The 20,552-nt window shown below is 73.1% G+C and carries 16 protein-coding genes and 1 pseudogene; 9 read left to right on the forward strand and 8 right to left on the reverse strand.

Features of this window, described 5'->3' with window-relative positions; genetic code table 11:
- Positions 1-77: 77 nt before the first annotated feature.
- Complete coding sequence (locus ACQEUU_RS11770) at positions 78-1,664, forward strand: alpha/beta hydrolase (RefSeq protein ID WP_433064168.1); 1,587 nt, start codon at positions 78-80, stop codon at positions 1,662-1,664.
- A 36-nt stretch (positions 1,665-1,700) separates the two neighbouring features.
- Positions 1,701-2,543: a GNAT family N-acetyltransferase gene (locus ACQEUU_RS11775; protein WP_433071821.1), complete on the forward strand. Its 843-nt coding sequence runs from the start codon at positions 1,701-1,703 to the stop codon at positions 2,541-2,543.
- A gap of 39 nt (positions 2,544-2,582) precedes the next feature.
- Here ACQEUU_RS11775 and ACQEUU_RS11780 read toward each other — a convergent pair whose 3' ends face one another.
- Together ACQEUU_RS11780 and ACQEUU_RS11785 are read right to left on the reverse strand one after the other, a co-directional pair.
- Complete coding sequence (locus ACQEUU_RS11780) at positions 2,583-2,960, reverse strand: DUF3037 domain-containing protein (RefSeq protein WP_433064171.1); 378 nt, start codon at positions 2,958-2,960, stop codon at positions 2,583-2,585.
- A complete protein-coding gene (locus ACQEUU_RS11785; protein WP_433064173.1) occupies positions 2,957-3,766 on the reverse strand; it encodes a HipA family kinase in 810 nt (269 codons plus the stop codon). Before ACQEUU_RS11785 ends, ACQEUU_RS11780 begins: the two co-directional genes overlap by 4 nt.
- Positions 3,767-3,867: 101 nt before the next feature.
- On the opposite strand from ACQEUU_RS11785, the gene ACQEUU_RS11790 reads away from it, so the two are divergent.
- The 3 genes from ACQEUU_RS11790 (at position 3,868) to ACQEUU_RS11800 (ending at position 8,563) form a co-directional block, all read left to right on the forward strand.
- Positions 3,868-4,350: a MarR family winged helix-turn-helix transcriptional regulator gene (locus ACQEUU_RS11790; protein WP_433064176.1), complete on the forward strand. Its 483-nt coding sequence runs from the start codon at positions 3,868-3,870 to the stop codon at positions 4,348-4,350.
- A gap of 21 nt (positions 4,351-4,371) precedes the next feature.
- Complete coding sequence (locus ACQEUU_RS11795; RefSeq protein ID WP_433064179.1) at positions 4,372-5,874, forward strand: serine/threonine-protein kinase; 1,503 nt, start codon at positions 4,372-4,374, stop codon at positions 5,872-5,874.
- Between the two features lie 163 nt (positions 5,875-6,037).
- The gene (locus ACQEUU_RS11800; protein ID WP_433064182.1) at positions 6,038-8,563 is read left to right on the forward strand and encodes a protein kinase domain-containing protein; all 2,526 of its coding nucleotides are present in this window, start codon (positions 6,038-6,040) and stop codon (positions 8,561-8,563) included.
- 23 nt (positions 8,564-8,586) lie between these two features.
- Here the strand turns inward: ACQEUU_RS11800 and ACQEUU_RS11805 are convergent, their stop codons facing one another.
- Positions 8,587-9,555 (reverse strand): SDR family NAD(P)-dependent oxidoreductase, encoded by a 969-nt coding sequence (locus ACQEUU_RS11805; protein ID WP_433064185.1) that lies wholly within the window; start codon positions 9,553-9,555, stop codon positions 8,587-8,589.
- 93 nt (positions 9,556-9,648) lie between these two features.
- Here ACQEUU_RS11805 and ACQEUU_RS11810 point away from each other — a divergent pair, with 93 nt between their 5' ends.
- A complete protein-coding gene (locus ACQEUU_RS11810; RefSeq protein ID WP_433064188.1) occupies positions 9,649-10,260 on the forward strand; it encodes a TetR/AcrR family transcriptional regulator in 612 nt (203 codons plus the stop codon).
- Here the strand turns inward: ACQEUU_RS11810 and ACQEUU_RS11815 are convergent.
- The gene (locus ACQEUU_RS11815; protein ID WP_433064190.1) at positions 10,257-10,790 is read right to left on the reverse strand and encodes a TetR/AcrR family transcriptional regulator; all 534 of its coding nucleotides are present in this window, start codon (positions 10,788-10,790) and stop codon (positions 10,257-10,259) included. The two genes, ACQEUU_RS11810 and ACQEUU_RS11815, sit on opposite strands and share 4 nt — an antisense overlap.
- A gap of 99 nt (positions 10,791-10,889) precedes the next feature.
- Here ACQEUU_RS11815 and ACQEUU_RS11820 point away from each other — a divergent pair, with 99 nt between their 5' ends.
- Positions 10,890-13,097: an MMPL family transporter gene (locus tag ACQEUU_RS11820; RefSeq protein ID WP_433064193.1), complete on the forward strand. Its 2,208-nt coding sequence runs from the start codon at positions 10,890-10,892 to the stop codon at positions 13,095-13,097.
- Positions 13,098-13,213: 116 nt separating this feature from the next.
- Positions 13,214-14,557 (forward strand): NADP-specific glutamate dehydrogenase, encoded by a 1,344-nt coding sequence (gene gdhA / locus ACQEUU_RS11825; protein ID WP_433064196.1) that lies wholly within the window; start codon positions 13,214-13,216, stop codon positions 14,555-14,557.
- Between the two features lie 34 nt (positions 14,558-14,591).
- On the opposite strand, the gene ACQEUU_RS11830 is transcribed toward gdhA, so the two are convergent.
- The 3 genes from ACQEUU_RS11830 to ACQEUU_RS11840 form a co-directional block, all read right to left on the reverse strand.
- Complete coding sequence (locus ACQEUU_RS11830; protein ID WP_433064199.1) at positions 14,592-15,236, reverse strand: ArsR/SmtB family transcription factor; 645 nt, start codon at positions 15,234-15,236, stop codon at positions 14,592-14,594.
- Positions 15,236-15,733: a cupin domain-containing protein gene (locus ACQEUU_RS11835; protein WP_433064201.1), complete on the reverse strand. Its 498-nt coding sequence runs from the start codon at positions 15,731-15,733 to the stop codon at positions 15,236-15,238. The genes ACQEUU_RS11830 and ACQEUU_RS11835 overlap by 1 nt, the downstream gene beginning before the upstream one ends.
- Before the next feature lie 200 nt (positions 15,734-15,933).
- Positions 15,934-17,805 carry a CHAP domain-containing protein gene (locus ACQEUU_RS11840; RefSeq protein WP_433064204.1) on the reverse strand — a complete coding sequence of 624 codons (1,872 nt, stop codon included), beginning with the start codon at positions 17,803-17,805 and terminating at the stop codon, positions 15,934-15,936.
- A gap of 372 nt (positions 17,806-18,177) precedes the next feature.
- Between ACQEUU_RS11840 and ACQEUU_RS11845 the strand changes: the two genes are divergently transcribed.
- Positions 18,178-18,777 (forward strand): PaaI family thioesterase, encoded by a 600-nt coding sequence (locus ACQEUU_RS11845; RefSeq protein WP_433064207.1) that lies wholly within the window; start codon positions 18,178-18,180, stop codon positions 18,775-18,777.
- Positions 18,778-19,784: 1,007 nt separating this feature from the next.
- On the opposite strand, the pseudogene ACQEUU_RS11850 reads toward ACQEUU_RS11845, so the two are convergent.
- Positions 19,785-20,552: pseudogene (locus ACQEUU_RS11850) on the reverse strand (serine/threonine-protein kinase); the annotation flags it as partial.

Genomic DNA, 20,552 nt, shown 5'->3' on the forward strand with positions numbered 1-20,552 from the left:
TAATTTCCCATACCCTCCGTCACCGAGGCACTACTTAGGGAAGTATTTCCTCTCCGACGGATAGGGGGAGGAGCCGGGTGAAGCGGTTCGTGGGACTGGTCGGCGGCCTGGCGATGCTGGGCGTGTGCGTGGCGCCGGTGAGCGTGGACGCCGAGACGAAGCCGGGAGCAGTGCCGGCGCGCGTCGCCTGGGGCGCCTGCCCGGCGAAGGCCGACGACAAGCCGGCCGCCGCGGTGGCCTTCGACACCGAGTGCGGCACCGTACGGGTCCCGCTCGACTATCGGGAGCCGTCGGGACACGCCATCAAGCTGTCCGTCAACCGGATCAAGGCCAAGGTGCCCCGTGACGGCGACCACCTCGGCGCGCTGCTGGTGAACCCGGGCGGCCCCGGCGCCTCCGGACGGGACCTGGCGCTGTACGTGGCCGCACTACTCCCGCGCGAGGTGCGGGAACGCTACGACATCATCGGCTTCGACCCGCGCGGGGTGGGCGCCAGCCAGCCGGCCATGCGCTGCGCCGACCCCGAGGTCTACTACCGGCCCCCGCGCCCGGACTCGGTGCCGGGCAGCCGCGCCGAGGAGAACGTGCTGCTCAGCCGGGCCGCCGACTACGCCAACCGGTGCGGCAACCGCTACGCGTGGCTGCTGCCCCACATGAACACCGAGAACGTCGCCAGGGACCTCGACCGCATCCGCGCCGCGCTCGGCGAGGAACGCATCAGCTTCCTCGGCTACTCCTACGGCACCTACATCGGCGCCGTCTACGCCACCCTGTTCCCGCACCGGGTCAGGCGCCTGGCGCTGGACAGCGTGGTGGCCCCCGAGGGCGAGTGGTACCGGTCCAACCTGGCCCAGGACCGCGCCTTCGAGAGGCGGCACCGCGCCCTCGTGGCGTGGGCGGCCCGGCGCAACGAGGTCTACCGGCTGGGCCGCGATCCGAGGCAGACCAGGTTCGCCTGGTACGCGATGCGCTCCCGGCTGGCGGAGCGTCCGGCGGGCGGAGTGGTCGGCCCGAGCGAGCTGGACGACCTCTTCAACGTCGGCGGCTACACCGAGAGGATCTGGCCCGAGCTGGTCTCCGCCTGGTCCGCGTACGTGCGCGCCGGCGACACCAAGGCGCTCGTGGCCGCGTGGGAGAAGTACGCGAGGCAGGACGCGAAGGACGAGAACGGCTACGCCGTCTACCTCGCCATCCAGTGCCGTGACTCGAACTGGCCGCGCGACTGGACCGTCTGGCGGCGCGACATGACCAGGATGCATCGTGAGGCGCCGTTCCTCACCTGGTCGAACGCCTGGTTCAACGCGCCGTGCGTGTTCTGGCCGGTGCCTGGCGGGCGGCCGGTCGAGGTGCGCGGCTCGCTGCGGCTGCCGCCGATCCTCATGCTCCAGTCACGCCACGACGCCGCCACCCCGTACGCGGGAGCGGCCAGGATGCGTGGCAGGTTCCCGACCGCGCGCATGGTCGTCGAGGCGGGCGGCGACCACGGCGTCTCGCTCGCGGGCAACCGGTGCGTGGACCGTCACCTGGTCGCCTACCTCCGCGACGGCACGCTGCCGGCCCAGGGGGCGCGCTGCGCGGCCAAGCCGGAGCTCCGCCCGAGGGCCGCCATGCGATCCGGTAAGGCCTCAGGTCACGAAAGGCTCACTGACGTGCTAGCCAGATGAGCTATTCCGTGGTCGTTCGCGTAGTCTGACCATGTGATGCTGCGGACATCGGCGTCGCGCGTCCTCGACGACAGCGACCGGGACGAGGTGCTCGCTCTGCTCGACACCGATCCGGTCGCGAACGTCTTCGTCGCGTCCCGGGTGCGGAGCGTGGGGCTCAACCCCGCCCGGCTGGGCGGCCAGATGTGGGGCTTCGGGCCGCGCGGCGCGCTCGTGTCGCTCTGCTACGCGGGCGCCAACCTGGTGCCGATCAACGCGGGCCCCGAGGCGGTGCACGCCTTCGCCGAACGGGCGCGCAAGCAGGGCCGGCGCTGCTCCTCGATCGTGGGGCCGGCCGAGGCGGTGGGACGGCTGTGGGAGCGGCTGGAGCCGCACTGGGGCCGGGCCCGCGCGATCCGCTGGGCGCAACCGGTCATGGCGACCGCCGCCCGCCCGCCGGTGCCCGCCGACCCGCTGGTGCGGCGGGTACGGCCGGAGGAGTTCGAGACCCTGCTGCCGGCCTGCGTGGCGATGTTCACCGAAGAGGTCGGCGTCTCGCCCAACCTCGGCGACGGCGGCGCGCTTTACCGCACGCGGGTCTCCGAGCTGATCCGGATCGGGCGCTCGTACGCGCGGATCGAGGGCGGCCGGGTGGTGTTCAAGGCCGAGATCGGCGCGGTCACCCCGCAGGCCTGCCAGATCCAGGGCGTCTGGGTCCATCCGGACCTGCGCGGACGCGGATACGCCGTGTCGGGCATGGCCGCGGTCGTGGAGGCGGCGCTCGACTGCTTCGCGCCGCTCGTGACGCTGTACGTGAACGACTTCAACCACTCGGCCAGGGCCGTCTACCGCAGAGTGGGCTTCCGCGAGGTCGACACGTTCATGTCCGTGCTCTTCTGATCCGGCGCGTCCGCCGGGCCGCGTGGACGGTCAGACGCGTCAGACGCGGACGAGCCGGTCGAAGAGCCGCGTCAGCTCGGCTTCCGGGTCGGCGGTGAGGCCGGCGTGGACCGGGCCGGTCTGCACGATCGTGCTGCGCGGCGCGGTCAGCCAGCGGAACCTGCCGCCCGGCGACTCGCCCGACAGCGGGCCCGCCTCGTCACCGCAGGCCAGCTCGTAGGCGCCCAGGGCCTGCGCGACCCGTTCGACGTCGGCTTCGGGGTCGAGGGCGCGCAGGCGGGACGCGTCGAGCTCCACCCGGGCGCACAGGTAGCCGCGCGGCTGGCAGTAGAGCAGCACGCCCGCGTTGATCAGCTCTCCCCGTTCGACCCGCGGCACCACCCGGATCGCCGCGTACTCGTAGACGTCCCTGCTCATCCGCGCTCACCTCGCCAGAACGCGCCGACCGACCCCGGACCGGACCGGCGCGCCGGCGGCGCCGCCCGTGTCAGCCACCCGCCGGGGCCGTGCGCGCGCCGCGACAGATGGTCGACGTACGCCTCGCGCACGGCCCCGGGCGAGGCGAAACCCGGCTCCCCGTCCAGCCACTCGTCGGGCACCAGCGCGGTCACCTCCTCCAGCAGCTCGGGGGTGATCAGCGCGGACAGCTCGCCCGCCGCCTCCTCGACCCCCTCGGCGAACGGGGCCAGCACGTGGTCACCGGCGTCGAACGGGCGCAGCGGGTCGGCCGTCTTCCAGTTGTGGTGGAACCAGAGCGCCGCGCCGTGGTCGATCAGCCAGCTCTCGCCGTGCCAGAGCAGCAGGTTGGGGTTGCGCCAGGTGCGGTCGAGATTGTGGATCAGGCCGTCGAACCAGATCAGCCGGGCCGCGAACGCCGGGTCGGGCGACCAGGCGAGCGGCTCGAAGCCGAGCGCGCCCGGCAGGAAGTCGACCGCCAGGTTGCGGCCCGCGCTGGCCTTGAGGAGGTCCTGCACCTCCTCGTCCGGCTCGCGGGCGCCGAGCTGAGGGTCGAGATCGATGAGCTTGAGCTCGGGCGTGCGGAAGCCCAGGCGGCGGGCGAGCTCACCGGCGATGATCTCCGCCACGAGAACCCTGCGGCCCTGGCCCGCCTCCCGGAACTTGACCACGTACGTCCCGAGGTCGTCGCCCTCGACCACGCCGGGCAGCGACCCGCCCTCACGCAGCGGCGTCACGTAACGCGTCGCCACAACCTGTTCCAGCACCCGTAAAACCTATCGCGCCCCCGGCGACGCCGACGCCTGGCCGGGGCGGCGACGTGAAAAAATGTCATGACAGTAAGTGTCGCGACAGCTATTGTGGCGGGATGACTGATCCCTCGATCGCCCTGGTCCTGGGCGGCGGTTCCCTGCTCGCCCTGGTCGGACGGGAGCTCCACACCGAGACCGAACGCCTGTTCGCCCCGTACGGCCTGACCTCGCAGCAAGCGGCCCTGCTGCTGAACGCCGCCCCCGGCAACGCCACCCCCAGCGACCTCAAAGGGCGGCTCGGCACCGACACCGCGGGCATGACCCGGCTGGTGGACCGGCTGGTGGCCAAAAGGCTGCTACGGCGGGTCCCGCATCCCGGCGACCGCCGGTCGGTGGTCATCGAGCTCACGCCGGAAGGGCTGGCGCTGGTGCCGGAGCTGGCGCCGGTCTTCGGCGCGATCAGCAGGCGGATGCTCGCCGGCTTCTCGGCGGACGAGCTGGCGCAGTTGGCCGGCCTGCTCCGGCGGATGCTCGGCAACCTCAAGGGCGACGGGACGCGCTCCTCCACCGAGGAGACGGCGCACGGCGGGCTTACATGATCCCTGCAATAATGACGCTCCATGTCCGAGCTCCGAGCCGATGACCCTCGCCGGCTGGGCACCTACCAGCTCTCGGCACGGCTCGGCCACGGCGGGCAGGGCGTCGTCTACCTCGGCCACACCGGCCAGGGCGCGCGGGTCGCGATCAAGCTGCTGCACGCCAGCCTGTCGGCCGATCCGGGCGTGCGGCGGCGGTTCCTGGCCGAGATCGAGGCGGTGCGCAGGGTCGCGCCCTTCTGCACGGCCCAGCTCCTCGACGCCGATCTCGAAGGCGACCGGCCCTACCTGGTGAGCGAGTACGTCGACGGCGTGTCGCTCCGCGAGCACGTCGCCGACCAGGGGCCGCGCACCGGTGGCTCGCTCCACAGGCTGGCCATCGGCACCGCCACCGCCCTGGGCGCCATCCACCGGGCGGGAGTCGTCCACCGTGACTTCAAGCCCGGGAACGTGCTGCTCAGCCTCGACGGGCCGCGCGTCATCGACTTCGGCATCTCCCGGCTGATGGACGGCGCCGCCACCACCGGCAAGATCACCATCGGCACGCCCGCCTACCTCGCCCCCGAACGCATCAAGGGCGAACCCGCGGGGCCGCCCGCCGACCTGTACGCGTGGGCGCTCACCGTCGCCTTCACCGCCACGGGCCGGCACGCGTTCACCGGGGTGACGCACCAGGAGGTGCTGGCCCGCATCCTGTACGGCAAGCCTGACCTGGGCACGCTGTCCGGACAGCTCCGCGCGATCGTCGACGCCTGCCTGGCGCCCGACCCCGCCGACCGGCCGGACGCCGAGGAGGTGCTGCGGCGGCTGCTCGGCCAGGACGCCACCGGCGATGTCCTGACCTCCGGCGCCATCGCCGTGCTCGGCCCGTCGGCCGGCGCCACACGGTCCGGCACGGCGACCGTCCTCCCGGCGACCGGCCCTGACGGCGGGAGGCCGATCGGATCGGACGGCGGGAGGCTCGCCGGGGCCGGCGGTGGCGCTCCGGCATCCGCGGACGATCCGGCGACCGTCGCGTGGCGGGTGCCGGCCACGGCCCGGTCCGGGGTCACCGGGAGCCAGGCCCTGGCCCGGCTCGTCGACACCGCCACCTCCACCCGACCTGACGTCCCCGAGCCGCCGCCCCGCCGGAGGCGATTACCGGTATGGGCGTTCGCCGCCGCCGCCCTGACCTCGGTGCTCACGGCGGCGGTGTTCGCGCTCTGGCCGGCCGATGACGGGCTGACCGGCCGCTGGACCGGCTCGGCCACCCATCCGAGCGCCGGGCGCGTGTTCCCCGTCGACATCACCCTTGAGGAGGGCCCGGGGTCGAGCATGCGATGGGGTGCCGACCTGCACTGCTCCGGCCTGCTGCGGCCCACTGCGGACGCTCTCGCGTACGAGCTCCGGCACGTCGCCGGCGCCGAGTGCCATCCGGGAACGCTCCGCGTGCGGCCCGTCGGCGACAGTGACCAGATGGTCATCACGGTCACCCGCCAGGGACAGGAGGAAGTGACGTATTCGGGCACGGTCGCGCGGGCCTCCTGACCTGGAACGGTCACGGTCAGGCGGCGATGCCCCGGCCGCCGTTGACTCTCCGCCACCGGCTGCTTCAGTAGAGAGGTACGAGGGTGGCGGCGAGGGGAGGCGCCCCGTGCCAACGGCGCAGCCGCTCAGGACGGGGGATCCCCGGACGCTCGGACCCTACGAGTTGTCCGGGCGTCTGGGCGAGGGCGGCCAGGGTGTGGTGTATCTCGGCACCCTGGCCGGGGAGAGCTACGCGGTCAAGCTGCTCCACGGTCCCGTGGGCGACGAGCGCGGGGCGTTCCTGCGCGAGGTGGAGCTGGCCAAGCAGGTGGCCAGGTTCTGCACCGCCCAGGTGGCCGACGCCGGGTTCGACGAGGGCAGGCCGTACATCGTCAGCGAGTACGTCGACGGGCCCTCGCTGGCCCGCGAGGTCATGCTCGCCGGCCCGCGACGAGGCGGCGCCCTGGAGCGGCTGGCCGTCGGCACCGTCACGGCCATCGCGGCCATCCACCGCGCGGGCATCGTGCACCGCGACTTCAAGCCCCAGAACGTGCTGCTCGGCCCCGACGGGCCGCGCGTCATCGACTTCGGCCTGGCCCGGGCGCTCGACGCGGCGGCCACGCTGACCAACAGGAGCGTCGGCACCCCCGCGTACATGGCTCCCGAGCAGATCACCGCGAGCGCGGTCACCGGGGCGGCGGACGTGTTCTCGTGGGGCGCCACGATGTGCTTCGCCGCCAACGGGACCGCGCCGTTCGGGCAGGACTCGGTGGCGCCGGTGCTGCACCGCATCCTCACCGCTCCGCCCGACCTGGGAAGCCTGGACGGACGGCTCAGGACCCTCGTGGCGGCGTGCCTGGACAAGGAGGCCAGGAACCGGCCGACCAGCCGGGACCTGCTGCTGGAGCTGCTGGGAACGTCGGAGGGGTTGCCGGTGGAGGTGCTGCGCTCGCCGCCACCGCACATCCTGCACGCCGTCCCCCCACTCCGCCCCCCGAGCCACATGCCTCCGACCGGTTCTGCGGGGGCTGTTCCACCGGCCGGTTCTGCTGGCGTCGCCCTTCCGGTTGGCTCTGCCGGCGCGGTCCTTCCGGCCGGTTCTGCGGGCGTGGCTCCTCCGACTGGTCCTGCGGGCGGTGCTCCTCCGCTCCACCCGGGGAACGCCGGTTCGGAGCCGTCTGTCCCTCTCGCGGAGCCGGAGGGCACCGGCGTTCCGGGGGGCTACCGCCTGCCCATCTCCGCCGCTCGTCCGTACGACCAGGCCACGGACCCGCGGGGTGAAACCGTTGCGGGGCCGGATGCGGACGGAGGCTCGCCGCCCGGGGCAGTGCGGTCCGCCGACGGCGGGCCGGTACGGGACGCGGTAGGAGCGGGAGGGCCCGCGCCGGGGGATGGCGGGAACGCTCGGGCGGTGGGTGGTGCCGGGTGGGGGGATGGTGGGAGCACGCGGATGGCGGGTGGTGCTGGGGCGGGGATGGGTGGGGCGGCCTATCGCGGGTCGCCCGCCGGGTATCCCGTCGAGCGGGTGCCGCGTGCGCCCGTTTCGCCCGAGCGGGTGGGCGGGACTCCGCAGGTGTCGCACCCCGCCGCGCCGCGCGGGCCGCACCCCGCCGCGCCGCCAGGACCGTATGCTGCCGCGCCATCGCCGGGGCCGCTCTCCGGCGCGCCGTCGCCGGGGTCGTACTCCGTCGCGCCGCCCGAGCGGCGCGGCCGGCGGGCGCTGGGCCGGGCGGGGCTGGCCGTGGGCGGGGCGCTGATGGTGACGGCGGCCGTGCTGGTGACCCTGTTCGTGCCTTTGTTCAGGGAGGCCGACATGCAGGTACGGGCCGGCACGCCGACCTCCGCTCCCACCGCCGGACCGGCCGGTCAGGAGAACGGGGATCAGATCGCCAAGGACCGACCGCCCACGCGCGTGGTGGACGATCCGCCCCCGGTGTCGAAGGACCCGCCCGTCCGGCAGCAGGTGGAGATCGCCGTTCCCGCCGTGGCCGGGCTCTCCCGCGCCGCCGCCGTCAGGGCGCTCGAACGTGCGGGGCTGGCAGCCGGTGACGTCACCGAACGGGACTCCCCGCGCGAGATCGGCCAGGTGCTCGCCTCCCGCCCCGCCGCCGGCGCCCACGTCGCCAAGGGCTCGGCCGTCGCGCTGGAGGTGTCGGCGGGCGTCAAGGTGCCCGCGGTCGCCGGCACGCGCCGCGAGGAGGCCGAGGGCGCCGTCACCGGCGCGGGCCTGAAGCTGGGCAAGGTCTCCACCCGCTGCGCCGCCGAGCCGGACGGTCAGGTCCTCTCCACGGACCCGAAGGCCGGCGCCCGCGTCTCAGGCGGCACCGCGGTGTCCCTGGTGGTGGCCCGCCACGGCGCCCTCGTGCCCGGGGTGGTCGGGCAGTCGCGCGACGGCGCGCTCACCGCCGTCCGCGTCGCCGGTTTCGCGCCGGTGGTCCGCACCCAGGTGGTCGAGGACGAGTCCCGGCACGACGTCGCCATCGCCCAGGACCCCGCGCCGGACGCCTGCGCCGCCCCCGGCGGCCGCGTCACGATCACCATCGGCGCCGGGCCCTCCGGCGGCCCCGATCCCACCGAGCCCGATCCCACCGAGCCGGACCCCACCGAGCCGGACCCCACCGAGCCGGACCCCACCGAGCCCGGCCCAACAGAGCCCGAGCCCACCCCCACCCGGTCCAGCGCCGCCGCGGACCCGTCGGCCGAACCCTGACGCCCGCCTCAGCCCGGGACCGGTCAGCCGGGGTCGGCGAGCATGGCGTCGACCATGGCCAGCAGCCTGTCCCGGTTGCCGTCGCCGAGGCTGCCGCCCACCATCGCCACCGCCTCCGCCAGCGGATCGCGCCAAGGGAGCGCCGCCATCGCCTCGCCGAGCTCGGCCACCGTCCACGGCGCGCCGTCCTTGGTCACGCTCTGACCCGCGCTCCACCCGTTCAGCGCTGTCACCGAGGTCCCCCGTACCGCGAGCACCTGCCCGTTGACCGGGCAGCCCGGCGTGGCCAGGTAGGCCGCGACGTGCGCCGTCAGCGCCGGGTCGAGCGGGTCGAACGCGCCGTCCCCCGGATCGGCCATCCCCGGGACGCCCTCGGTGAGCCGGGTACGGGCCATGGACGGGGACACGGCGTTGACCCGCACCCCGTACCTGGCGAGCTCCACGGCGTGGGCGACGGTCAGCGCCGCGACGCCGGCCTTGGCCGCCGCGTAGTTGCCCTGCGTGATCCCGGGCAGCAGCAGCCCTGACGCGGACACTGTGTTGATCACCGCGCGGTCGCGGGAGTCGCCCCGGTCGCGCCAGTGGCGGGCGGCCCACCGGGTGACCGCGAACGTTCCCTTGAGGTGCACCGCGAGCACGGCGTCGAACTCGTCCTCCGTCATGTTCACCAGGGCCCGCCTGCGCTGGATCGCCGCGTTGTTGACCACCACGTCGAGATCCCCGAACGCCTCCACCGCCGTCTCCACCATCCGCCTGGCCCCTGTCCAGTCGGTGACGTCGTCGGTGCTGGCCACGGCCTCGCCTCCGGCGGCCCTGATCTCGTCGGCCACCGCCTTGGCCACGCCCGGGTCCTCGGCGGCTCCCTCGGCCGTCACACCCGGGTCGTTGACCACGACCTTCGCTCCCTCGGAGGCGAAGAAGAGTGCCTCCTGCCTGCCGATCCCGCGGCCCGCGCCGGTGATGAGCGCGACCCGCCCATCCAGACTGCCCATGCCGAACTCCTTTCGATGCACTGATGTATTAATACACTCAATGCATCAGTGCATGCAATATAGCGATACATCCGATGCAGTAGGCTCTGCGGCATGGGGTTGCGCGAGACCAAGAAGGAACGGACCCGGGAGGCGCTCGTCGAGGCCGCCGTACGGCTGTTCGAGGAGAAGGGGTACGAGCGGACGACGGTCGCGCAGATCGCCGCCGCCGCCCAGCTGTCGACGCGGACGTTCTTCCTGCACTTCGCGGCCAAGGAGGACGTGCTGCTCGCCAACAGCGTCCCCCGGGTGGAGCTGGGCGTCGCGGCCCTCGGCGAGCGGCGGCCCGGGGAGGGGCCGGCCCGCGCGCTGGCCCGGGCGATCGGCGCGATGGTCGCCGACGCGGCGGCCAAGGACCTGCCGACCGGGCTGGCGGCGGCCCGCACCCGGCTGGTGGCGACCGAGCCCGCGGTCCAGGTGCGGCTGCTCCAGCGCATGGCCGCCGCCCAGACCGACCTGGCGGAGGCCCTGCACCGCGCCTACCCGGACGAGCTCGACCCCGTCTCGGCGGCGGCCGTCACCGGCGCGGCGGTGGGCGCGGTCAGCGCCGCCGCGGTCGCCGCCCTGCGTGAGGGCCTGCCGCCGGACCGGCTGCGCGCCGCCATGCTGAGAGCCCCCGCCACCGCCGCCCTCCACCTGCGCGAAGTGACGGATGTCAGAGGCTAGAGGCTCTCGACGGCCAGGGCGATGCGCAGCAGGAGGGGGCGCACCTGGTCGTGGCCGAGATCCATGGTGTGGACCACGGCCGAGTTCAGGGCTCCGAGCACGGCCCAGCCGCGTACTCTCGCCGCGTCGTCCGGGTGCGGGCCGACGAGCCTGAGGTAGATCTCGTCGCGGAAGGTCCGCACGGCCTCGCCGGTGGAGCCGGGCGGGGCGGCGTCGGCGGTGCCGAGGTCCTCCATGAACAGCCGCATCACCGCGCGGTGCCGCACCATCAGGTCGACCAGGGCCGTCACGAAGGCGCGGCGGTCCTCCGCGAAGTCGGTGCCCAGCAGGGTGATCAGGTCCTCGGCCGCGGGGGCGATGAGCTCGGCGGCGAGCTTGTCCTTGGGGTGGAAGTGGTAGGCGATCGCGGTCTTGGTCAGCCCCACGGCGGCGGCGATGTCGGCCAGTGACGTGTTGGCGTAGCCGCGCTCGGCGAACAGCTTGCGAGCCGCGGCCAAGATACGGCTGCGAGTGTCGTCGGCTGTGGTCATCGTCTCAATTCCGGCTCCGCGTCAGCTTCGCGCTGATCCCGTTTTATCCTACTCTGTACGACCGTACAGGACGGTCGTTCTGAGCAAGGGGGCGGCTCGATGGCGCGCTTTCTGGGCTGGCTGGGCGGCTGGTGCGCCAGGCACGGGCGGGCCGTTCTGGCACTGTGGGTGACGCTGGCCGTCGCGGCGATGGGAGGCAGCCTGGTCCTGGGCAGCCCCGTCAGCAGCGAGGTCAGCATCCCCGGCACCGACGCGCAGCGCGCCCACGACCTGATGCGTGACGGCTTCGGGCCGGGATATGAGCCGGGCGGCACCGTACAGCTCGTCCTCTACTCCCCGGACGGGCCGCTCATCGAGGAGTCGCGCAAGGAGGCCGTCGACGAGGCGGTCGCGAACATCCGCAGGCAGGAGCACGTCAAGGAGGCCGACTCGCCGTTCCGGCAGGGCGGGATCGCCTCCAACCTGCAGATCGGCGTCATCACCGTGCGACTGGAGGGCCACGACAGCACCAAGGTCGCCGAGAACACGCAGCGGATCTCCAAGGCCGCCGAGCCCGCGCGGGCGGCGGGGCTGGAGGTCGTGGCGAACGACAGCTCCACCCCGGCGGACAAGGAGATCAAGACCGGGCCGAGCGAGGTCATCGGCGTGATCTGCGCGCTGCTCGTGTTGATCTTCGCCTTCGGCACGCTCACCGCCGCGCTCATCCCGATCTTCACCGCGCTGGTCAGCGTGACGGCGGGGCTGGGTGTGATCGGGCTGCTCGGGCACGTCGTGGACGTGCCGAAACAGGCCGGGATCATGGCCACGATGATCGGCCTCGGCGTGGGCATCGACTACGCGCTGTTCCTGCTGTCGCGGTATCGCCGGCTGCTCGCCTCGGGCCTGCCCGTCCAGCAGGCGGTGCGCGGGGCGGTGTCCAGTTCGGGCGGGGCGGTGGTGTTCGCCGGCGGCACGGTCGTCATCGCGCTCACGGCGCTGATGTTCGCCGGGTTCCCGCTGCTGGCGACGCTGGGCTGGATCACCGGCATCTCCGTCGTGATGGCCGTGCTCACCTCGATCACGCTCGTGCCGGCGCTGCTCGGCCTGCTGGGCCACCGGGTGAACGCGCTCAAGGTGCCGTTCCTGGGCCGCCGGGCGGAGTCGTCCGGCTGGGCCGCGCTCGGCGCCTGGGTGGCACGGCGGCCATGGCGGGTGCTGATCAGCAGTGTGATCGTGCTGGCCGCGCTCGCCGCCCCCGCGCTGTCGCTCAAGCTCGGGCCGATCGACGACGGGTACGGGGCGCAGGGGTCGGAGCCCAGGCGGGCGTACGAGCTGATGACGGTCGGGTTCGGCCCCGGGAGCACCGGGCCGCTGACCGTGGTGGCGGCCTCGCCCCGCACGATCACTGAGGCCGCGGCCGACCGGCTGGCCGACCGGATCGGGGACCTCGACGGCGTCGCGCACGTCGCCGAGCCCAAGCTGAACGACTCCGAGCGGGCGGTCGTGATCCAGGTGATCTCCGACTACCCGCCAGGCGACGCGCGCGCCGCCGACCTCGTACGCGAGATCAGGACGTTCGACGGCGACGGGCTCCAGGTGCACGTGGGCGGGGAGGTCGCCGCCCTCACCGACGCCGCCGACCGGCTGATCGAGCGCACCCCGCTCGTCATCGGCATCGTGGTCCTGCTCAGCGCGCTGCTGTTGCTGCTGGCCTTCCGGGCTCCGGTGGTGGCGCTCAAGGCGGCGCTGATGAACCTCGTCTCGCTCGGCGCCGCGTTCGGCGCGCTGGCCGCGGTGTTCTCCTTCGGCGTCGGCAGCGGGCTGGTGGGCATGGATCCGCCGGTGAGCGCCTCGTTCGTGGACACCCTGTTCTTCTCGGTGCCGATCGAGAGCTACGTGCCGCTGATGCTGTTCGCGGTGCTGTTCGGGCTGTCGATGGACTACGAGGTCTTCCTGCTGACGGCGGTGCGGCAGTCGTACCTGAAGCACGGCGACAACGCGCGCGCCGTGGCCGAAGGGCTGGGGTCGACCGGGCGGGTCATCACCTCGGCCGCGTTGATCATGGTGGCGGTGTTCACCGCGTTCATCGCGTACCCGGACTCGATGGTGAAGACGTTCGGCGTGGGCCTGGCGGTGGCGATCGCCGTGGACGCCACGCTGATCAGGGGATTCCTGGTGCCGTCCACCATGGTGCTGCTGGGACGGGCCAACTGGTGGTGCCCGCGCTGGCTGGACCGGCTGCTGCCGAACCTGTCGGTGGAGGGGCACGACGAGGAGCCCGCGCCGGCCGTCACGGCGGAGCGTCCCAAGGCGCACGTGGGCGCCTGACCTGGGTTCTCCGGCCGCCCACCGGGTACTCGCAGGTCAGAAGCGGGGGTGGGTGGAGCTCACAGCCGGCTTCCTCGTAAGGTGAGGACGCGTATGGCGAACGAGTGGGAGAGTCCGTGTTGCACGAGAAGCTGTCGTCGATCTATGACAACGTCCTGCGCCGCAACCCTGGGGAGATCGAGTTCCACCAGGCGGTGCGGGAGGTGCTGGAGAGCATCGGCCCGGTTCTCGGCAAGCACCCCGAATACGCCGAGTCGAAGATCATCGAACGCATCTGCGAGCCGGAGCGCCAGATCATCTTCCGCGTGCCCTGGGAGGACGACCGCGGCGAGGTCCACATCAACCGCGGCTTCCGGGTCGAGTTCAACAGCGCGCTGGGCCCGTACAAAGGTGGGCTGCGCTTCCACCCGTCGGTCTACCTGGGCATCGTGAAGTTCCTCGGGTTCGAGCAGATCTTCAAGAACAGCCTCACCGGGCTGCCCATCGGCGGCGGCAAGGGCGGCTCCGACTTCGACCCCAAGGGCCGCTCGGACCGTGAGGTGATGCGGTTCTGCCAGAGCTTCATGACGGAGCTCTACCGGCACATCGGCGAGTACACCGACGTGCCGGCCGGCGACATCGGCGTCGGCGGGCGCGAGATCGGCTACCTGTTCGGCCAGTACAAGCGCATCACCAACCGCTACGAGTCCGGCGTGATCACCGGCAAGGGCCTGGTGTACGGCGGAGCGCAGGTGAGGACCGAGGCCACCGGCTACGGGTGCGCGTTCTTCGTGGACGAGATGCTGAAGGCGCGCGGCACCTCGTTCGACGGCAAGCGGGTCGTGGTGTCCGGATCGGGGAACGTCGCCGTCTACACGATCGAGAAGATCGAGCAGCTCGGCGGCACCGTGGTGGCCTGCTCCGACTCCTCCGGGTACGTCGTGGACGAGAAGGGGATCGACCTCGCCCTGCTCAAGCAGGTCAAGCAGGTGGAGCGCGGCCGGATGGACGCGTACGCGGCGCGGCGCGGCCCGCACGCGACGTTCGTGCGGGGCGGCAGCGTGTGGGACGTGCCCTGCGAGGTGGCGATGCCGTCCGCCACGCAGAACGAGATCACCGGCCGCGACGCCGCCACCATGGTCGCGAACGGCTGCGTCGCGGTGGGCGAGGGCGCGAACATGCCGACGACCCCCGAGGGCATCAAGGTGTTCCTGGAGGCGGGTGTCGCCTTCGGGCCCGGCAAGGCGGCCAACGCCGGCGGCGTGGCCACCAGCGCGCTGGAGATGCAGCAGAACGCCAGCCGCGACTCGTGGAGCTTCGAGACCACCGAGCACCGGCTGCAGGAGATCATGGGCGACATCCACGCCCGCTGCCTGCGGACCGCCGACGAGTACGGGATGCCCGGCAACTACGTGGCCGGGGCCAACATCGACGGGTTCCGCCGGGTGGCGGACGCGATGCTCGCGCTGGGCCTGATCTGAGCCGCTGATCCTGGGGGCTGGTCCCCGTCCGGGGCTAAAGTCCCCGGACGGTCCGCCCGGATCGCCGCCACGCGGTCAGCCCGCCCTCCAGCGGCCTGGCCTGGAAGCCGTGCCCGCGCAGCAGCTCGACGGCCCGGGGCGACACCACGCAGTAGGGTCCGCCGCAGTAGGCGATGATCTCCCGGCCGCCGGGCAGCTCGCCCAGGCGGTCCTCCAGCTCGCGCAGTGGCACCGACACCGCGCCCGGCACGTGCCCGGCCGCGAAGGCGTCGGGGGAGCGCACGTCGAGCACGAGCGTCTCCGGATCCGAGAGCCGGGTGGCCAGCTCGTCCGCCGACACGGCCTCGTACGAGCCGAGCAGCTCGGTCATCGCGTCGCGCAGGTCGGCCAGCCGCTCCTGGGCGAACCCCTGGAACGCGCCCAGGAACCGCGACACCCGCTCGTCCGCCAGCCGGTAGTGGACCCGGGTGCCCTCCTTCCTGGCGGTCACCAGCTGGGCCGCGCGCAACTGCTGGAGCTGGGCCGAGGTGTTCTTCAGCGGGACGCCCGCCTCCCGCGCCAGCTCCTCGACGGTGCGCTCGCCCTGGTCCAGCACGTCGAGCAGGCGCAGCCGCACCGGGCTGGCCAGCGCCTTGCCGACCCGGGCGAGCTGCTCGTAGACGGGCTCTTCTGGGAACATCACACCATGTACTGGTCGTGGCGGAGATACAACTCGGTCCACTCCTCCGGGGTGAGCTGCCGCTCGTCGGCGGCGATGGCGGCGAGCTCCTCGAAGTAGCCCTCGCGTGGCGCGCCCGGGGTGAACAGGATCAACAGGGACGCGGGCTCGCCCGACTCGTTCCTGAAGCCGTGGACACCGCCCTCGGGGACGAACAGGAAGTCCCCTGTGGTCCCCTCCACCCACTCCTTGCCGTTGTAGAGCTTCACGGCGCCGGACAGGACGTAGAACGACTCGGTGATCGTGCGGTGGAAGTGCGCGTGCGCGCCGCCCGGCCGGGGGCCCATCTCCCACCGGTACAGGCCGAAGGCGCCGTTCGTGGACGCGCCGGTGCCGAGATAGTGCACCCGCGTCCCGGGGTCCTTGCCGATCACCAGGTCCGGGCCCAGCGTGGCGGGCCTCAGGCGGCCGCTGGCCTCGCCGGACTCGCCCAGATAACGCGCTTCGGGGTACGACATGGGGGGCTCCTCTTCTCTTATTCCAACGTTCTTTAGATTATCGGACTGCAAGGTCGAGCGGAAGAGGCAAAGACCGTGAACCTGCTTGGGCGCAAGGTGGCGAGCCGCCACGGCTCGGCTCCGGCGGCCGGGGACGCGGCATGGCCGGACGGCGGCGGGTGCGGGGAGGCCGTACGGGCGGGGGAGGCCAGTGGTGGGGCTCAGGCGCGGTGGCGGCCTCGGCGGGATCCTCGGCGGCCCGCCGGAGCGGTGTGGGTGTCGCGGGCGGGGGGCGCGTGATCGGCCGTCCGTGACGCGCCGGTCAGGGCCGGTTCGTACGTGCGCGTGGCGGCGGCGTCCGGCCGGTGGGGGAGGTGGCGGCTGCCGTCGTGCGTACGGGCCGCCGGCTCGTACGGGGCGCCGCGGCTCGTGTCGAGGGCGCGGCCGGTCGGGTCGTACGGGGCGCGGGGGTCGTGGATGGTGCGGTGGCGGCGGCCCCGGAGCGGGGCGTCCGGGGTGAACGGCTCCAGGCGCTGCACGTCCACGGACTGACGGTGACGGCGACCGCGGAGGGGGGCGTCCGTCGCGGAGCGTTCCTCCGGGCGGCCGTGGGAGGGGGCGGTCACGAGGTCACGCCCGCGGCCCGGATGGGTGCCGGAGGAGGTCGCGTGCGGGCGGCGCGGCAGGACGGGTTCCTCGCGGATCGGGAACGGGCCGGACGCGCCGCCCAGGAGGTGGAAGCCGCTGTACGGGTCGGGCAGTTCGTACAGCCCCGGCTCGCGCGGGATCTCGATCGGCCCGGTGTCGGTGAGGAGCCGGCGGCTGGCGCCGTCGCCCTCCCAGATGAGGGTGACGGGCCGCACCGGTTCTGGCCGCACCGGTTCCGGCCGCGCCGGGGCCGGGCGGGAGAAGGCGTCGAACGCGCTGGTCGCCTCCGGGATGACGACGGGCTCGAGCGGGAACAGCGCCCGCAACGACCGGAGCGCCGTGACCGGCTCCAGGCCGTCGACCAGCGGCCGGGGCGCCTCCAGCTCCATCGGCTGCTGCAGCGCGCGCGCCGACGGGGTGCGGACTTCCCTGCGGGTCTCCCCGGGGGTCTCCTTGCGTGGCTTGCGGCGGCGGTGGGAGCGCGGCGCGGCATCCTGCGCGGCCGCCGCCCCGGCCAGGGCCGGCCGCAGCCGCAGCGTCCTCGCCTTGGCCACCGCCAGCACCGCGAGGGCGGCCACCAGGGCGGAGGTCAGCAGCGCGGGGGAGTCGACGGTGGTGGACGGGCCGGTGGCGGCGACGTCCGTGATGACCGGGATGGGGCCCGTCGTGACGGCGCTGGTGTCGGCGGTGGTGGGCTTGGCGTGCTTGCCGGACCTCGGCGCCGACGCCTCACCGGCACCGGGGGTGACCGCGGTCTGGGGGGCCGACTCGGACTTCTTCGGGGCGTCGGACCTGCCGGCCTTGGGCGTCTCGCCCTTCTTGTCCCGCTCCTTGCCGGCGCGGGCTCCGGACGAGGCCTTCGCCTGCCCGTCGAGTTCGACGTGCGGGACCAGGGTGGCGAGCCCGTCACCCAGAGGGCTCGTGCCGACGCCGGTCTTGGCCTTCATGGCCGCCGCCTCGTCGGCCGCCTTCTGGGCCGCCTCGGCGTCCAGCCGCTCCTTGATCTTCCACGGGTACCCGTAGCCGACGACCTTGCTGGTGTCACGTTCCTTACGCTTGGCCACGCCGCCGTCGATGTTGCCCTCGATGGTGTGGATGCGGCCGCCCTCGACCTTGGTGACCACGCCGATGTGGTCGATGCGGCTGATGCTGTCGGACCCGCTCCAGTCGAAGAAGACGAACGCGCCGGGCTCGGGCTTGGTGCCCCACGCGTCCTGCTTCTTGAACCACTTGGCGTGCGCCACCGTCCAGGCGAACTGGCCCATCCACTCCTCGTACCCGAGCTTGGTGGCAGCCCAGGCCAGGAACATGTCGCACCAGGGTGCGGAGGTGTAGTCGGCGTCGAACTCGATGGTCTCGCCGTACCAGTTGCCGAACTTGGTGTACGCACCGGCCTTCTCGGAGTAGCCGAGCTGGCTCTCCAGAAGCTCGATGAACTTCCGCATCTCAGGGGTCATGGAAGTCTGGGGGCCAACCCTTCCGAGCAAGACCGATCCCGTCCGCGCAGCCCGGGGTACGAGGGGGAGCCCCCGGGACACGTGTGACGAAACCGGAGACCAGTAGTCCTCCGTGATCCAGGAGGTTACCGTCACGAATCGCCAGGTCAAGCCAGTGCCAATAGCGGGTAGATCATCCTCGCCTTGAAACCGGCAGGTCAGCAGTATTTCGTAAAGAACGTGCCAAAGGGGATTCAATCGCAAAAAATCTTGGAATCGTGGCGTGACTCCTTCGTGACGTCAACGTGACCTCGCGGAATGTGACGAACGTCCCTGGGTCGGTCCCGTCTTCTAGAATGAAATTCGGTCTAAGATCGTCGCATGACGCTCGAGGCCACGTCCGCATCCACCTACACGGCGCTTCTCGCCCTGGTCGCGCAGACCCGTGAGCTGATGGACGCCGTGGTCGCGACCGGCGCCGATGACAAGGAGATCGCCGCCGTCACCGAGGAGCTGCGCGCGCTCACCGAGCGCCTCGACGCCGTCCGGCGGCCCCCGGCGGAGGTCGGCGAGCCCCGTTGGCTCATGGGCAACGCCGTCGTCGGCGCGGCCAACCCGTTCGCGCCCCCGATCGAGATCGAGTACCTGCCGGGCGGCGGCGTCCGCGCCGAGCAGGTCTTCCGCCCGCTGCACGAGGGCCCGCCGGGCCTGGTCCACGGCGGGGTCAGCGCCATGGTCCTGGACCACCTGCTGGGCACGGCCCTCGGCGCCGTCGGGCGCGGCGGCCTGACCGCCTCCCTGACGATGACCTACCGGGCTCCCGTCCCGTTCGGGACGCCCGTCGTGGCGACGGCCGAGTACACCCGTTCGGAGGGCCGCAAGTCCTGGGCCGACGGCCGCATGGCGCTCCCGGACGGCACCGTCCTGGTGGAGGCCACGGGCCTGTTCATCACGCCCAGCTGGTTCCCCGGCGAGCTCTGAGGCGGGCCGTCCGGGGACGGCGTCCCGGGCCGGGAGGGCGAGGCGCAGGCGGGGCCGTCCATCGCCACCTCGCTGATCTGCGGTCCGTTCGCCGCCGCGGGCTCCGTCATCGCCACCAGCGTCAGATGGGCGCGCCTGCCGCACGGCACCTGACCGAGGTCGCGGCCGGCCCGGCTGGTGTACTCGGTGCGGCCGGACAGGGTGCGGCTCTCTCCGGCCAGCTCGCGCGACACGCCGCCGTCCTCGCGCCGCAGGTAGGACAGCCGGAGCCGGACGGCGCCGGTGCCGTCGGCGGTGACCCGGACGGAGCCGGCCGAGCCGTTCCAGGACAGGATGGCGACCCCGGTCACGGCGGCGCGGCCGGGCGCGGGCGATCCGGAGGCGGTGGGGCCTGGTCCGGCGGTCGTCGGGCCGGGGCGCGGCCGGGCCGACGAGGCGGTCGGACCGGTGGGGCGGCTCTCTCCGGGGGATCCGGAAGCGCTGCGGTCCGGGCGTGACTCGGACGGGGACTCGGACGGGGCGGACTCGGACGGGGCCGGGAAGCTCGGGTCGGTGGCCGCCGGGGCGGGACTCCCGGTGTCCTCCGCGGTCCGCGGGGGGATCGGCGCGGTGGCCGGTCCCGTGGACAGCGTCCCTCCGGACGCGAGCAGCGAGATCGCCACCGCCACGACGGTCGCCACCGCCAGCCACAGGTACGGCGGTGGCGCGGGCAGCGGCCGGGCGGCGGAACGCCGGGCGGGCTCCGGCTCGGTCCTGGCCAGCGGGAAGCGGAGCGCGAGCGCGGTCGCCGGCTCGGCGAGATGGCGGCGGCCCCGCTGCTCCCACTCCTGCCCGTAGCCCGCGAGCGCGTCGCGTTCCAGCTCGGCCAGGAACTCCCTGGCCGACGCGTACCGCAGCGCCGGGGCCTTGGCCAGCCCGCGCCGCAGCAGATTGCGCAGCGGGTCCGGCACCACCTCCAGCGGCACCGGCTCCGCCAGGTGCTGCCCGCGCAGGGCCGGGAGGTCCTCGCCGCGGTACGGCACCCGGCCCCGCACGGCCTCGAACAGCAGGCACGCCGCCGCGTACACGTCGGCAGGCGGGCCCGCGGCGCCGCGCGTCCACAGCTCGGGCGCCATGTACGGCGGGCTGCCCGCGGGCACGTCCGGCTCCTCGACGTGCGTCACGATGCCGAAGCCGGTCAGCTTCGCCGTCCCGTCGGCCTGGACGAGCAGCTTCTCCGGCCGCACGTCGCGGTGGGCCACGCCGCGCTCGTGCGCGGCCGCCAGCGCTTCCAGCGCGCTCTTGGCCGCCACGAGCGCCGCCTCCGGGCTGACCCGGACGTGCTCGCGCAGGATCTCCCGCAGCGGCACCCCGTCGACGAGCTCCATCACGACCGCGGCCCGCCGGCGCGTCTCGACGTACTCGTGCACCTTGACCACGTGCGGGTGGTCGATCTCCACCAGCTCCGCCGCGTCCCGCCGGTAGCGGGTCATGAAGCCGTCGTCCCTGCGCAGGGTCGCGTTGAGGTACTTGATGGCGACGTACGCGCCGGTCTCCTGGTACGTGGCCAGGAAGACCCGGCCGGTGCGCCCGCTGCCCAGCTGGCGTACATCACGGTAACCAGGGACCACTCCGAACCCCCGAGACGACAGCCGATCCGGATTCGACCGTCTCACCGGAGGTCCCGGTTTGTCACGCCAGGAAAGGGAGGGCTTGTCACCAATATCACTATATGTAGTGTTAATGTCGCATACTGTGACTAGACGAGTAGAAATCGGCTGGCCTGCACTGGGCAC

The sequence above is a fragment of the Nonomuraea sp. CA-218870 genome, from assembly GCF_050936535.1.
Lineage (GTDB): Bacteria > Actinomycetota > Actinomycetes > Streptosporangiales > Streptosporangiaceae > Nonomuraea > Nonomuraea corallina.